Genomic DNA, 13,103 nt, shown 5'->3' with positions numbered 1-13,103 from the left:
GCAGCTTGGGAGCGGACGCATGAGAATCGTGACCTGGGATCGCGCCGGCGTCAGCGTGCCCGCGGCGCTTGTCGCCTCGGACGAGGGCGATCGGCTGGTCGATCTGTCCGGCGTCGTCGCCTCGACACTGGAACTGCTCACCGATGAGGGGGCTGCGGCGAATGCACGTGCCGTCATCGACGCGGCTGATCCGTCCGGCTTCCCGCTCAGGGAAGGCGAACGGCTGCTCGCACCGATCAGGCCCCGAGTGCTGCTCTGCATCGGCTATAACTACCGCGGCCACGTGGTTGCTGGCGGTGAAGGGCAACCGGATCCAGAGCATCCGGATGTGTTCGTGAAGACCGCGAACACGATGATCGGCCCCGACGATGCAGTTCTCCTGCCGCCGCAGAGCGACGACGTCGACTACGAGGGTGAGATCGGGGTTGTCATAGGCCGCACGACACACGCTGTCTCCGCGGAGGACGCCCTCGCCCACATCGCCGGGTACACGCTGGTGAACGACGTCTCGGCGCGCGACTGGCAGAACCGCACCAGCCAGTGGACGCTCGGCAAGTGCTTCGACGGCTTCGCGCCAATCGGGCCTGCAATCGTGACGGCCGATGAGGTCGAGGACCCCACCCACCTGCTGGTCGAGGTCATCCGCGACGGGAAGACCACCGTCTCGCAGAGCACGTCAACGCTCATCTTCCCGTTCGCGGAGATCGTCTCGTACGTCTCGCAGTCCATCACGCTGCAACCGGGCGACGTCATCGCTACCGGGTCGCCGCAGAAGCTCCCCGACGCGCTGCGCGACCACCGCCCACTGACCGACGGCGAATCGGTGCGCATCCGCGTCGAAGGGATCGGCGAGCTCGTGACGGTCTTCCGGGCGAGCGAGATCTAGAGGATCACGGAGTCGGGGTCGTCATCTCGCTGGAGCTCGTCGTGGGTGTCGGCGCCTCTGTCGTGGATTCCGGTGACTCGGGGCTGGGGGAGACCATCTCGCTCTGCGTCGGGGTGACGGTCTCGGCACCGGTCTTCGGGGATTGCGGGCTCTGCACGACCTCGTCACCACCGCATCCGGCCAGGAGGATTGTCGTAGCGAGGGCGGCGGACGCGGCGAAGGCAGCACGGGCGATTCTGGGGGAGAGTGTCATGCGTTCAAGTCAAAAGGTGGCGCCTGGGAACTCGTTCCCCCTTGACATCGCGTGATCGAGGGGTCTCTACGGCGCGAAGCTGTGCGGGGCGAGCAGGGTAGCGCCCGGGCGAGCGAGGCGATAGCTCATCGGCCGGATTCCTCGAGCGTGCGCAGAATGGGGCCCAGGGTCGTCCTCCACCCCGACTCGGAACTTAGGTCTCATGCGCTTTCCCCCGTTCGCCTCGTCGACATCGCCCGTCGAACCCCCGGCCGTCCAGGTGTTCCCCACTACGGTCGACCTGCTCGTTACCGGGATTGTTGTCAGCGTGGCGGTACTGTTCGTCGTCGGCGTCTGGGTGACTGCGGCGATGCGCTTGCGCAGCGAGCAGCGGCTGCCGCTCGATCTGGTGGGCCGCGTAGAGCGCGCTCAGCGCATCAACCGCACGGCGACGATCTCGACGCTGCTCGCGTCGGGAGCCATGATCGCCCTGCTGGTCGTGTGGGTGATCGTCAGCCTGACCTGGTTGTCCTAGGTCCTCAGCGGGCGGGGCCAGAGATCCTGGCGCGGGTGCGGCGGGTCGCGATTGCGTTCACGCTCACTCGAGCGGACGCTGGCTTCTCGCTGCTCGATGCGCGTCGGGTCGCAAGCTGCGCCTCGCCCTCGCAGCACGCCGAGACGAGCGATTCGATCGCTCGCTCGAGCTGCACGTGCTGGCTGATCTCAACGCCGGTGTCGACACGTGCACCGCGGAGGACGACGTGCACGCCCTCGACGTCGACGATGAACCCGAGCGGCACGCCTTCTCGTTCGAGGACGACAACACCTGGCGTGCTCTGGTCGAGTTCGTATCCGGTCAATGCGGAGATGGGAATCATGGGGGGAGCTCCTTCGCCGTTCCCAAAATCGTGAGGCCACGGTCTGGGAGGAGCTTGGAGATTTGCGGTCCATCGACCGCAGGCGAAGCAAATGTGACCGAGCTCCGACCGTTGATCAGGCATTTTCCGCGAACGAGGGTCGCTGTTAGCTGGCCGGAGGAATTTCCGCAAGCCCCCTGCGGAATTCGTGCGGATCGCACGGCGTGACGACGACGCCGCCACCGCCCACGGCACACTGGGCGGATGCGCGCATCCAGCTCAACCGGGCGACGTCGGTTCCGTCGATGGCGCGAGCACAGTCGCCTCGTGCGGCTCTGGCGTCTCGTGCGCACCTCGAATCCGCGGACCTTCACGGACAAGGTGCGGTACAAGATGTTGCGCGATAGGCGGCCGCTCATCGTGACCTTCGCCGACAAGGCGGCGGTGCGCGACTACGTGGGGGCATCCGTCGGCGCGCACTACCTCCCCGAGGTGTACGGGGTGTTCGACGACCCTCGCCAATTCGAGTCCCTCGAACTGCCGGAGTCCTACGTCGTGAAGCCGACGCACGGCTCGGGTGCCGTGGTGGTCGTCTCGCCGACCGCGTCGGTCGAGGCTCGGTTGCCGGAAGAGCGCTGGGGGTGGGTGTACGCGCACGTGCGCCCCGAGCACGCGATCCGCGAGCGCATCGTGGGCATCGCCGACGGGTGGCTCTCGAAGCTGTACGGCCAGGGCCCGAACAAGGAATGGGTGTATGGGCAGATGCCGCGCCGCGTGATCGTCGAGGAGTATCTCGTCGGCGACGACGGGGCAGTGCCGGAGGACTACAAGTTCTTCGTGTTCCACGGGGTCGTCCACTTCGTGCAGGTCGACGGAGGGAGGTTCGGCGAGCGGACGCAGGACTTCTTCCGGCCCGACTGGACGCACCTCGACATGTCAGGAGGGCTTCCGTGGCGTGTGCCGGCTCCTCCTCGGCCCGCTCGCCTCGACGAGATGCTGCGGGTCGCGGCGAGGCTCGGTGCGGAGACCGATTTCGTGCGCGTCGACCTCTACCACCTCCCGGACCGGGTCATCTTCGGTGAGCTCACGAACTATCCGGCAGGCGGGGACAGTCCCTTCGAGCCCGCGAGCTGGAATGCGGTCTTCGGGGAGCCCTGGCGGGTCCCTCGACGCTACCGCTGAGGCGTCCGGCATCCAGCCGCCTCATCAGCTTCCGTCCGGGTGGTACCCAGGCGAACGCAGGATGCGGCGGGCACGGTTGGCGTGCGCGGCACCCCGGTCGCGCCGCACTCGACCCCAACAGCACCGCGGCTGTCGCCGCCAGGAAAGGAACACGATGTCGAACGCAAATGGTCACGGCTCGCATGATCTTGACGGCCCGGAGGAGGGAAGCGTCGGTGCAGGCGGCGCCACCGCTGATGGCGCGATCGACGAAGCCCTCGGCACAGATCAGCCACTGACCTCGAACGAGGGCAGCGTCGGTGCGGGCGGCGCCAGTGCCGACGGGGCGCGCTCGGTGTAGGCAGAACCCACGACGCGACCCAGGGCCGGTCGTCAGCTCAAGCTGACGACCGGCCCTTCGTCGTCCGCGGGGCCGGGCCGGTAGCCGCAGGCCGGCCCGCCGCGGGCCACCGCGACGGCCACCGGGAGTGCCACGGGCGGCACCTTGGCAAATTTCCGACCATACCCAGTTTGAACGTGGGACACCCCGGACGTTCACTCACACTGCGTTCCCAGGCTCGGGTCCGATTGCACCAAAACTGCCTTTCATCTGGTTTTTCCTCTGTCACACGGTGGGGTACCAGCAGGAAGCTGGAGGTTCAAGCCCGTGTTTCGTATGCGGGCACCGCGCCAACGTTGGGTATGCCGCTCGTCCGTCCCCCCTTTCGAGCGAGCGGCCCCCAATGCCACCCCCGAGCGCGAGGAAGTCATGTTCTTTCACAAGCAGGAATTGCAGTTCAAGTCGAGCCCGTCGAAGCCTGACGCAGTGCTGGCGAAGCGGATGCAGGAGATCCTCGGCGGCCAGTACGGCGAGATCACCGTCGCGATGCAGTACGGCTTCCAGTCCTGGAACGCCCACGAGCCGGGCAAGTACCGCGACCTGCTGTACGGCATCGGCGCCGAGGAGTTCGGCCACGTGGAGATGATCGCGGTCATGATCGCGCAGCTTCTCGAGAAGGCTCCCGTCGAGCAGTCGGAAGCCGCGATCAAAGCCGACCCCGTGCTGGGCGCGGTCGTCGGCGGCACCGACATCCAGCACGCGATCGTCGCCGGCGCCGGTGCGCGCCCCGTCGACAGCAACGGCAACCCGTGGCAGGGCTCGTACATCACGGCGAGCGGCAACATGCTCGCCGACTTCACGGCCAACGCGAACGCGGAGATGCAGGGACGCGTGCAAGTCGCGCGTCTCTACAACATGACCGATGACCCCGGTGTGCGGGACATGCTCTCGTTCCTGCTCGCCCGCGACACCATGCATCAGAACCAGTGGATCGCCGCGGCGAATGAGCTGCGAGCCGAGGGCAAGGAGGACCTGCCCGTGCCGAGCAACTTCCCGCTGAACAAGGAAGAGCGCGACGTGTCCTACCAGTACCTGAACTTCTCCGACGGCGCCGCGGCCAGCGAGGGTTCGTGGGCGAGCGGACCGACCCCGGATGGGAAGGGCGAGTTCACCTACCACGAGGGGCCCACGACGAGTGTTCCCATGCCGGCACCGACGGTACCGGACGAGCGCTTTTACGGCACCACGCCCATGCCCAACACGATGGAGAAAGTCGCCGGCGTGGTCAAGGACACCTTCAGCAAGAAATAGCGACTTCCGTTCCCGTCCACACGACAAAGCTCTGAAAGGACCACCATGTCCAACGACACCCCATTCTCCGTTCCGGACACGCCCCGTCACGGGGGTGCCCTCCCATCCGACAGCTCCCCGCAAGTTCACGAGGACGGCACCGTCTTCGAGCCAGGGGTCACGGAAGACGTGACGTTCTCACCCGCCGGCACCAGCGCCAAGGAGGAGGCTCGCAACATCGCTGGCACCGCGAGAGGCGAAGCAGGCAACATTGCCGGCACCGCGAGAGACGAAGCAGGCAACGTCGCCGGCACCGCGAAGGAGGAAGCTCGCAACGTCGCCGGCGAGGCGAGGAACCAGCTCGCATCCCTGTACTCCGAGTCCATGCACCAGCTGAACTCGCAGGCCACTCAGCAGCAGGAGCGAGCTGCGACCGGTCTCAAGTCGCTGAGCGGCGAGTTCCGCAACATGGTCAGCAACTCCGAGGGTGACGGTCTCGCCACGGAACTGGTGCGTCGCGCCGCGGACACCACCGGGGCGGTCGGCGCGTGGCTCGGAGACCGTAACCCGAGTGGGGTGCTGGACGAGGTCCGCTCGTTCGCGCGACGCAAGCCGCTCGCGTTCATCGCGATCGCCGGAGCCGCCGGCCTCGTCGCCGGTCGCCTCACACGATCCATCGCCGAGGCCGCGAAGGACGAGAAGGCGCATGAGCTGGGCCAGTCGCTCACGGGATCCTCTGCGTCGCAGTCGGGTGGAACCCGGGCGGCCGAGGCCGACCGTTCGTCTGCCGGGTCGAGCGTCGGCGGAGACCGATCTGAGTCGCCCGGCGGCTTCGCCGCGCAAGGCACCACGTCTTACGGCACCGGCACCTACGACGAGGGCATCGCGAATGATGTTCCCGTCGCCCCGCCAGCGCCGCGGCCGTTCGCTGACGAACGCCCGCTCGAGAACCCGGTGGGTGACCCACTCGACGACCCGCTGGGTGAGCCGCGTCGCGAGGGCGACGTCTTCCCGAACCGCGGAACCGGACTCTGAGGGGGCCGGTCATGACCAGCGAGTACCCGGCACCCCCGCCGCAGCATCCGCCCCGGAATCCCTCCGATGTGTCGCTCGGCGACATGCTCGGCCGCGTCAGCACTGACATCTCGACGCTCATGCGCCAGGAGGTGGCGCTCGCGAAGGCCGAGCTCACCGAGACGGCGAAGAAGACCGGCAAGGGCGCGGGCTTGCTCGGCGGCGCCGGCTACGCCGGCGTCATGGCGCTGCTGTTCCTCTCCATCGCAGCCTGGTGGGGGCTCGGCTACCTCATCGGCAACGCATGGTCGGCCGTCGTCGTGGCGGTCGTGTACGGCATCGTCGCGGCGATCCTCTTCGCGGTCGGCCGAAGCAAGCTGAAGGACGTCGAAGGCGCCCCGCAGACGGTCGCCACCATCAAAGAGATCCCAGACACGCTCAACCCGAACGGAGATCACCGATGAGCACTGACCCAGACCAGATCCGCGCCGATATCGAGCGCACCCGCAACACCCTCGGCTCTGACGTGGACGCGTTGGCCGACAAAGTCACCCCATCCAACATCGTCGACCGGCAGACGGAGAAGGTGAAGCACAAGCTCGGATCGGTGCGGGACGCCATCATGGGGGCCCGCGACGGCGCGGCCGACTCAGTTCGCGACGCCACCTCCTCCACCAGCGATGGCGTCGCCGACGTGAAGCGCCAAGCGGTGCGCAAGGCGAAAGGCAACCCCTTGGCGGTCGGCCTCATCGCATTCGGTCTCGGCGCGCTCGTCGCGTCGCTCGTCCCGGCGAGCGAGCCCGAGAAGGACGCGGCCTCGAAGGCGAAGGATGCCGCCGAGCCGCTCGTCGACGAGGTGAAGAGCGCGGCTCAGGATGTGGCCCAGGAGCTGAAGCAGCCGGCTGCGGATGCGGTCGGCAGCGTTCGCGAGACGGCGATGGATGCGGCCGAGCACGTCAAGACCGATGCGCAGTCAGCCGCCGCCACGGTGAAGGGCGACGCGCAGTCGGCGGCCGACGGCGTGAAGTCCGACGCTACGTCGTCCGCTGAGCGCGTCAAGGGCTCCGCGCAGGATGCGCGAGACAACGTGCAGGGCACGGGCTCCTGATGTCCTGACCTGCAGGACCAGCCGAGAATCTCCTCGGCCCGAACCGGCAGCGGGCCGCGCATCCACCCCCGATCGATGCGCGGTCCGTCTGTCATTCCACCCGCATTCTCGGCAGAGCAGAGGTAGACGGAGAGGGCCACGTCAAACCCGTCCGCAGTGTCCACGATCGAGCAGGGCACCGCGCCGGGCCCGGCCGCGGCGTATGCGATCGTCGACGAGGCGGCCCCTGGCGGCACGTGCGAGATGTTCCACGGCCCCATCGAGTAGTTCGCGTCGTGACCCGCTGCCGGGTTCGCTCTCGTCTCGGGTCTCCTCGTCGCAGTGGCGGGAAGCGCTAGTCGCGGTGCGCCGTTCGCTCGTGTCGCAGCTCTACCGCTCGATGCGGCCGATGTAGTCCCGCAGGTTGCTGATGACGGTCGCCAGATCGGTGCCCGTCGCCTGCGCGAGCTGGCCCGCGAGCCAGCTCTGGTTGAGGAGCGCCGCGCCGAGGATGTGACTGTCCTCGATGCTCTCGTCGAGTTCCGTGTCCGGGGCTCCGAACGGCTCAAGGGCGAGCTGGAAGGCGAACTCATTGGTGACGGGATCCGAGGTGGCGTGCTGCGCGAGCACGGCGTCGAGCTGCACGTGCATTGCTCTGATCGCCTGTTCCGGAACCAGCAGGCTCGAGCTGTGGTCGGTGATCGCGCCGGCGGCGTGGTCGGGATCGTGATCCATCTCGGTGCCTTTCGTCGCTTGTTGCGTGGAGACACGGGCGTGGCAGCGTCCGTGTTCGCACGGTACGGGGTCACGAGCGCGTGTGCGTGGGATGCGGGCGGCATCCACCTGAATTCACCCTGTTCTTCACCGCGTGACGGGCGGTGCACGGATGTTTGGTGGGTGTAGCCATCGGTTGAAGAGCGGCGCGGGCGGCGCTCGCCGCCGACCCTGGCGACGAGGCCGTGCGTGGCGCGGGCCGAGTGTCTGCGGTGGAATGCCGAGATGATGGCAGCCTCGGTCTCCGGGCTTCTGTACACGGGGAACGTCGACCAGGCGACGAAGCTGTTCCGCTCTCTGGCCGTGATCGTCGCGGAGCAGGGCTTCCTCTCTGTGCTGAAGAAGCTCGGCGTCTCGTCGCGTGAGGCGGCTGTCGAGTTCGGTCTTCAGCATCCGGCCCTATGGGCGGAGACGGGGCTGTAGGCCGCCCGCGGTCAGCCGACGGTGACGGGGCCACGCGTGAAGGCGACCTCACGACCATCCGCCGTGATTGATCGTCGCGCCCAGACGCGCGTCCTGCCGGTGTTCTCCACCGATCGGAACTTGAGTTGGTTGTCGAGGTTGGTCTGTGTTGCCGTCGCGGTGATCGGGCGCTGGTAGCGGGTCACGTACACGGAGCATTCGGTGCCGTCGATACGAGTTGACCCTGTCCGCACTGGGGTCGACCATGCGCCGGAGTTGCCGCTCACGGGTTCCCAGGTGACGTTCGCATCCGCGTAGAAGGTGATGCTCGCGGCATCGAGCTGGCTGCGGGGGCTCGTGCCGGTGACCCAGAGTCCGCGGTCTGGGGGAGTGCCGCTGCCGTCGATCGTGAGGTGATTGACCGTGACGCGGCGGGGCCAGGGGGTTTGAACCCATTGCGTGGTCTGCGTCGTCGTCAGGGCCACCCAGCCCTGGAGGCCCTTCTCGAGCTCTTGCGATGCTGCGGCGAGCGGGGCTGCGACGGCGACCGCGATGACGGGGGTCGACCAGGCGGCTGCTTTGAGCAGGCTTCTGCGCTGGAGGTTGGGGATATGTGTGGGGGATGACATGGGAGCTCCTGGCGGGTACGTGTGTGAGCCGTTCTTGAGGCATGTGCTCGCCGGGGATCGAGAGACCGTTGCGGGGGATCAGCCGGCGGCAGACAAATGAACGACGTTCACCACCATATGCTTGTACCTGCAATGAATGCAAATGCATGTAGTTTTGGAGAGCAAGACTCAGGAAACCCGCGCCGGGGTCGGGATACTCTCACCGCGGCTTCGCGTCGACTGGTGACATCGCCCTTCTGGAAGCGAGCCCACCCCCGAGTTCCGGAGACCCGTGCGCGCGCGCGCGCATCTCGGGCCGGATCGACGCGACTTTCAAGAGACGAGGCCCCAGTTGACGCACACAGCACCCATCCGTCTGCCGAGGCTGATCGATGCGTCGGGCGCTCCTCGGCGACGGCAACGGCAGGACGTCGCGCCGTCGCCTATCGAGCGGATCGTCGACGCTCAGGCGCGCGGTGCCTGGGATGCGGTCACGCAACTTCTCGAGCAGCACTGGACCGCGCTGCTTCGAACCTCGCGGGACACGATGCGCGAGGTCGTGAACGCGCTGCCGGATGCAGTGCTCGAAGACAAGCCCCGTTGGGCCGCCGCGCGGCAATACCTGAACTTCGCACCGGACGACGGCCGAGTGCGCCCGGCGAGGTTCAACTTCGAGGCGGCGCAGCCGAACGATGCGGGCGAACTCATCGACGACCTGGCGCAATACACGGGGCAGACGGCGCACGAACGAGGGCGTGGACGCTTCCGGGTGGCGGCCAGGATCGCCGCGACCGCCATCGAGGCCGTCAAGCAGGCGTCCCCCGCTGAGCTCAAGACCTTGCGCCCCCTCCTTCCAGGGTTGCGCATCCAGTGGGCGACGAGCCTGCTCTTCGCAGGCGAGGTCCGGGCGGCGCTCGCGGAGTTCGAATCCGCATACGGCGACGCCGTCGAGTTCGACAGCGAACGAATGGCGACCGCCGCCGCCGGGTCGATAGCCCTCATCCACAGCATCACGGGCGACCTCGCGTCGGCGCGTTCCTGGCTCAAGCGCCAGCCCACCGCGCTGAGTGGCCGCCCCGACCGTGTGGCCGTTGGCGCGCCCGGCTTCGATGGCGGCCCGGCTGATGCGGCGACGGTCATGGGGGTGCTCGCGGCGGCGAACCTCGCGATCGACGAACTCAAGGTCGATGAGGCGCGCGCGTGGCTGGTGCGAGATCCCGGCGACGAGATCGCGCCTGAGCAGTGGGCGCTTCGCCTTGGGGTCGCATCGCGGCTGGAGGTGCTGAGCGGGGATCCGCTCGCGCAGTCGCTGCGGAATCGCGCCGCCGTTCTTGCACGCCCAGCGGGCCTCGTCGAAGACGGACTGAATGGGTGGGCGCTCCGATTCTCGGACGTCGGTATTCGCATCGCGTTGAACGATGCGCGCGGCGCCACGGAGGCCCTCGCGGTCCTGGAAGCTGGAGACAGTGAGTTCCATCGGCAAGCGGCGCTGATCGCTCGCGTCTGGATGCTGGTCAGGGCGGATGAGCACGTGCAGGCGGTCGCCCTGATGGAGTCCGTTCCAACGGAAGAGCGCAGCCTGCGGGTCAGCATGGAGCTGCTGGCCGCTGCCACGATCATCCACTTCCGCGCCGGAGCTGGGGATCGGGCTGCCGAGCTGTTCCGGACGCTGACGACCATGGTCGGGGAACAGGGCTTCAACGGCGTGCTCATGCGCTTCGGCGACGAGGACTACGAGGCGTTGTGCGCGAGCAGCGGCGTGCGGCTCCCCGTTCGTCAGGTGCGGCGAGCGCTCGCGAGTGCCCCCAACGCCAATGCGCCCGCCGTGGCTCCAGAGATCCGGCTCACCGAGCGCGAACGGGTCGTGCTGCGGCACCTGCTGCAGTCCCGGAAGCTCAACGACATCGCCGCCGCCGAACACGTGTCGCCCAACACGATCAAGTCGCAGCTGCGGAGCCTCTTCAAGAAGCTCGGCGTCTCGTCGCGCGACGACGCCATCAAGGTGGGCCGAGGCAACCCGGGGCTGTGGTCCGACGTGGGGCTGTGAGAGCGACTGGGCTGGGTTTGCGAAGGGGCAGGGCTAGTTGCTGGGCGGGGCTGCCACTGAGTCGCGCTCGATGAGCGCCGTCGGCGATGTCACGACGCGTGGTTCGCCTTCGAGGCCGTCGATGCGTTCAAGTAACATGCGGGCCGCCTGCTGCCCCATTGGGTGGGAGGGCTGATCGATCACGCTGATCCTCGGGGTTACCAGGTCGGTCCAGTCCTGGTTGTCGAAGCCAATGAACGACACATCACCCGGGATGCTCAGCGGCGATTCGATGAGTGCCCTGTAGGCGCCGAGGCTCATGACGTTGTCTGTGGCAATCATGGCGGTCACCTCAGTCGCGGACAGGAGGGCGTCGGTGGCTGCTTCCGCGGCCCCCAGGTTGTAGGACCCCGCCCGAACCACGAGTTCAGGATGCACGGTCTTGCCTGCAGCGGCGTGAGCACGGAGGTAGCCGACGAGTCTCGCGTTGCTGGGGGAGAGCGTGAAGACGTCGAGCTGGCCGAGTGCGCGTTCGTTGAGTGAGAGTACGCGCTCCATGTCGTCGATGTCCTGGAACTCACCGATAATTGCAATGCGCTCATGGCCGAGGCTGAAGAAGGTCTCGACGGCGTTCTGGACTGCGCTCGGGCCATCGACCACGACGGCATCTGTGGAGATCTTGGCGCTCGCTCGGTCGATGAAGGTGACGGGCTTGCCCCTACCGCTCCAGTCCACCAGGTGGTCGACCCGCTTCGGCTCCGCGGGGGAGGCGATCAGACCATCGACACCGCTCGCGCTGAATGTGGCGACGGCCTCGACCTCGGTTGGCCAGTCCTCGTCGCTGTTCGCGATGAGCACCGTGTACCCGCGCTCGCGGGCCACGTCGGTGACGCCTCGCACAATGCCGGCGAAGAACGGATTGTGCACGTCACCGCAGATGACTCCGATGGACCTGGTTCGCCCGGTGATCATGCTTCGGGCGAGCTCGTTGGGCTGGTACTTGAGCTTCTTGGCAGCGAGCATCACCTTCTCGCGCGTTGACTCCCGGACTGGGCCGTAGTTTCCGAGGGCTCGGGCTGCTGTCGCTGTCGAGACGCCGGCTTCCTTCGCCACTTCGATGATCGTGGCTGTTCGGGCGGTTTTGGCCATGCGGGCTCCTTCGGCTCAGGGCCGGACGCGGTGGGCAACGGGCCAGCGATGCCGGCGAAGTCTTCAGGAGCGCATGGGCTCCTGAAGTTGAGCGTAGCCCATGACGGCAACTCCTGTGGATCGTCATGGTGAAAAACGAGAACGTTCTCAAGTGGTCGAAATCGTCGTTGACACGCGAAATCTAGCTGTGTTAGCTTCGTCGGCGTGAGAACGTTCTCACTTGGATTACGACGAGAGGTTCCGAATTGTCGAAGGTACTTAGCCCGCTCCGCCCCATCGAAAGCGACCTGGTGTCAACGCTCGAAGGTGCAGTCGCGCAGCGCGGGCTCACGCAGAAGATCGCAGCGGATGCCCGCGGTCGTAACATCGCACGCATTCTGTTCGTCGGCATGGGCGGGTCCTGGGCTTCCTCCGTGCCAGTCGTCCTCCAGCTTCAGCGCGCCGCGATCAAGGTGCCGGTCTATAACCTCAACGCGGCCGAGTTCAACGCCCTCTACGCGGGCAACGTCGGACCGACCGACCTCGTCGTCGCTGCATCGCATTCAGGGGGCACACCAGAGACCGTGCAGGCGGCCGAGACCGCGAAAGCAGCTGGCGCGCTGCTGGTCTCCGTCGCGATCGACGCGGACAACGCCCTGTCGGCACCGGCCGACCACTCTCTCGTCTACGGCAGCAACCGCTCCATCACGAGCGCGAAGTACACGCTGCTGAGCGAGCTCGCGTACTCGCTGCGTGAAGCGCATGGCGACGACGCGGGAGTCGCGGCGGCACGCTCGGCGCTCGAGCGGATGCCAGCTGCGACGCTCGCCGCGACGGAGGCGTACGAAGATCACCTGGCCGAGATCGCGGGCTCCTACGCGTTCGCCGACAACCTCTACGTGCTCGCCTCCGGTAGCTTGTCTGGCCTGGCCTACCTGCTCTCCGTCTGCTACCTCGTCGAGATGCAGTGGAAGAAGTCGACGCACTTCGCGACGGGCGACTTCTTCCACGGTCCGTTCGAGCTCGCCCAGAACGAGCAGCCGTACCTCCTTTTCTCCGGTCAGGACGAGACCCGCGCATCCGCGGACCGCGCGAGGAAGTTCTTCGACACCCACAACCCCAACTACCGCATTCTCGATGTCATGGACCTCGAGCTTCCCGGTATCGACGCGCCACTGCGTGCTGAGCTGCAGCACATCCCGATGGCGTCCATCACGATGCGTCTCGCCGACCACTTCGAGTCGGTCTCCGGGCACGACCTCGACTCGCGCCTTTACATGCACAAGGTTGCGTACTGA

The 13,103-nt window shown here is 67.1% G+C and carries 16 protein-coding genes; 11 read left to right on the top strand and 5 right to left on the bottom strand.

Going from position 1 to position 13,103, the window contains the following annotated elements; all coding sequences use genetic code 11:
- Positions 1 to 19: 19 nt before the first annotated feature.
- Positions 20 to 886, top strand: a complete 867-nt coding sequence (locus C5B85_RS13120; RefSeq protein WP_104286459.1) for a fumarylacetoacetate hydrolase family protein — start codon at positions 20 to 22, stop codon at positions 884 to 886.
- Positions 887 to 890: 4 nt separating this feature from the next.
- Here C5B85_RS13120 and C5B85_RS13115 read toward each other — a convergent pair whose 3' ends face one another.
- Positions 891 to 1,139 carry a hypothetical protein gene (locus C5B85_RS13115; RefSeq protein ID WP_104286458.1) on the bottom strand — a complete coding sequence of 83 codons (249 nt, stop codon included), beginning with the start codon at positions 1,137 to 1,139 and terminating at the stop codon, positions 891 to 893.
- Between the two features lie 202 nt (positions 1,140 to 1,341).
- Here C5B85_RS13115 and C5B85_RS13110 point away from each other — a divergent pair, with 202 nt between their 5' ends.
- Positions 1,342 to 1,653, top strand: a complete 312-nt coding sequence (locus C5B85_RS13110) for a hypothetical protein (protein ID WP_104286457.1) — start codon at positions 1,342 to 1,344, stop codon at positions 1,651 to 1,653.
- Between the two features lie 4 nt (positions 1,654 to 1,657).
- On the opposite strand, the gene C5B85_RS13105 is transcribed toward C5B85_RS13110, so the two are convergent.
- Positions 1,658 to 1,996, bottom strand: coding sequence for a hypothetical protein (locus tag C5B85_RS13105; RefSeq protein ID WP_104286456.1), 339 nt, complete (start codon positions 1,994 to 1,996; stop codon positions 1,658 to 1,660).
- 243 nt (positions 1,997 to 2,239) lie between these two features.
- Between C5B85_RS13105 and C5B85_RS13100 the strand changes: the two genes are divergently transcribed.
- The 6 genes from C5B85_RS13100 (at position 2,240) to C5B85_RS13075 (ending at position 6,888) form a co-directional block, all read left to right on the top strand.
- Complete coding sequence (locus C5B85_RS13100; protein WP_104286455.1) at positions 2,240 to 3,157, top strand: ATP-grasp fold amidoligase family protein; 918 nt, start codon at positions 2,240 to 2,242, stop codon at positions 3,155 to 3,157.
- A gap of 154 nt (positions 3,158 to 3,311) precedes the next feature.
- The gene (locus C5B85_RS13095) at positions 3,312 to 3,497 is read left to right on the top strand and encodes a hypothetical protein (RefSeq protein WP_104286454.1); all 186 of its coding nucleotides are present in this window, start codon (positions 3,312 to 3,314) and stop codon (positions 3,495 to 3,497) included.
- A 408-nt stretch (positions 3,498 to 3,905) separates the two neighbouring features.
- The gene (locus C5B85_RS13090; protein ID WP_104286453.1) at positions 3,906 to 4,787 is read left to right on the top strand and encodes a manganese catalase family protein; all 882 of its coding nucleotides are present in this window, start codon (positions 3,906 to 3,908) and stop codon (positions 4,785 to 4,787) included.
- A 45-nt stretch (positions 4,788 to 4,832) separates the two neighbouring features.
- Positions 4,833 to 5,801, top strand: coding sequence for a hypothetical protein (locus tag C5B85_RS13085; protein ID WP_104286452.1), 969 nt, complete (start codon positions 4,833 to 4,835; stop codon positions 5,799 to 5,801).
- 11 nt (positions 5,802 to 5,812) lie between these two features.
- Positions 5,813 to 6,244 (top strand): phage holin family protein, encoded by a 432-nt coding sequence (locus C5B85_RS13080; protein WP_104286451.1) that lies wholly within the window; start codon positions 5,813 to 5,815, stop codon positions 6,242 to 6,244.
- Positions 6,241 to 6,888 carry a DUF3618 domain-containing protein gene (locus C5B85_RS13075; protein ID WP_104286450.1) on the top strand — a complete coding sequence of 216 codons (648 nt, stop codon included), beginning with the start codon at positions 6,241 to 6,243 and terminating at the stop codon, positions 6,886 to 6,888. Before C5B85_RS13080 ends, C5B85_RS13075 begins: the two co-directional genes overlap by 4 nt.
- A gap of 369 nt (positions 6,889 to 7,257) precedes the next feature.
- On the opposite strand, the gene C5B85_RS13070 is transcribed toward C5B85_RS13075, so the two are convergent.
- Positions 7,258 to 7,602, bottom strand: coding sequence for a hypothetical protein (locus C5B85_RS13070; protein ID WP_104286449.1), 345 nt, complete (start codon positions 7,600 to 7,602; stop codon positions 7,258 to 7,260).
- 264 nt (positions 7,603 to 7,866) lie between these two features.
- Between C5B85_RS13070 and C5B85_RS13065 the strand changes: the two genes are divergently transcribed.
- On the top strand, positions 7,867 to 8,064 hold the full coding sequence (locus C5B85_RS13065) for a hypothetical protein (RefSeq protein WP_104286448.1): 198 nt from the start codon (positions 7,867 to 7,869) through the stop codon (positions 8,062 to 8,064).
- A gap of 11 nt (positions 8,065 to 8,075) precedes the next feature.
- On the opposite strand, the gene C5B85_RS13060 is transcribed toward C5B85_RS13065, so the two are convergent.
- Positions 8,076 to 8,672, bottom strand: coding sequence for a hypothetical protein (locus tag C5B85_RS13060; protein ID WP_104286447.1), 597 nt, complete (start codon positions 8,670 to 8,672; stop codon positions 8,076 to 8,078).
- Positions 8,673 to 9,003: 331 nt separating this feature from the next.
- Here C5B85_RS13060 and C5B85_RS13055 point away from each other — a divergent pair, with 331 nt between their 5' ends.
- The gene (locus C5B85_RS13055; RefSeq protein WP_104286446.1) at positions 9,004 to 10,698 is read left to right on the top strand and encodes a LuxR C-terminal-related transcriptional regulator; all 1,695 of its coding nucleotides are present in this window, start codon (positions 9,004 to 9,006) and stop codon (positions 10,696 to 10,698) included.
- Positions 10,699 to 10,731: 33 nt separating this feature from the next.
- Here the strand turns inward: C5B85_RS13055 and C5B85_RS13050 are convergent, their stop codons facing one another.
- A complete protein-coding gene (locus C5B85_RS13050) occupies positions 10,732 to 11,826 on the bottom strand; it encodes a LacI family DNA-binding transcriptional regulator (RefSeq protein WP_104286445.1) in 1,095 nt (364 codons plus the stop codon).
- Positions 11,827 to 12,071: 245 nt separating this feature from the next.
- Here C5B85_RS13050 and C5B85_RS13045 point away from each other — a divergent pair, with 245 nt between their 5' ends.
- On the top strand, positions 12,072 to 13,103 hold the full coding sequence (locus tag C5B85_RS13045; RefSeq protein ID WP_146077960.1) for an SIS domain-containing protein: 1,032 nt from the start codon (positions 12,072 to 12,074) through the stop codon (positions 13,101 to 13,103).

Origin of the sequence: Pseudoclavibacter sp. AY1F1 (assembly GCF_002931075.1) — a bacterium.
Lineage (GTDB): Bacteria > Actinomycetota > Actinomycetes > Actinomycetales > Microbacteriaceae > Pseudoclavibacter.
Note: the sequence above shows the minus strand (reverse complement) of the source record. Positions and strands in the feature narration are given on the sequence as shown.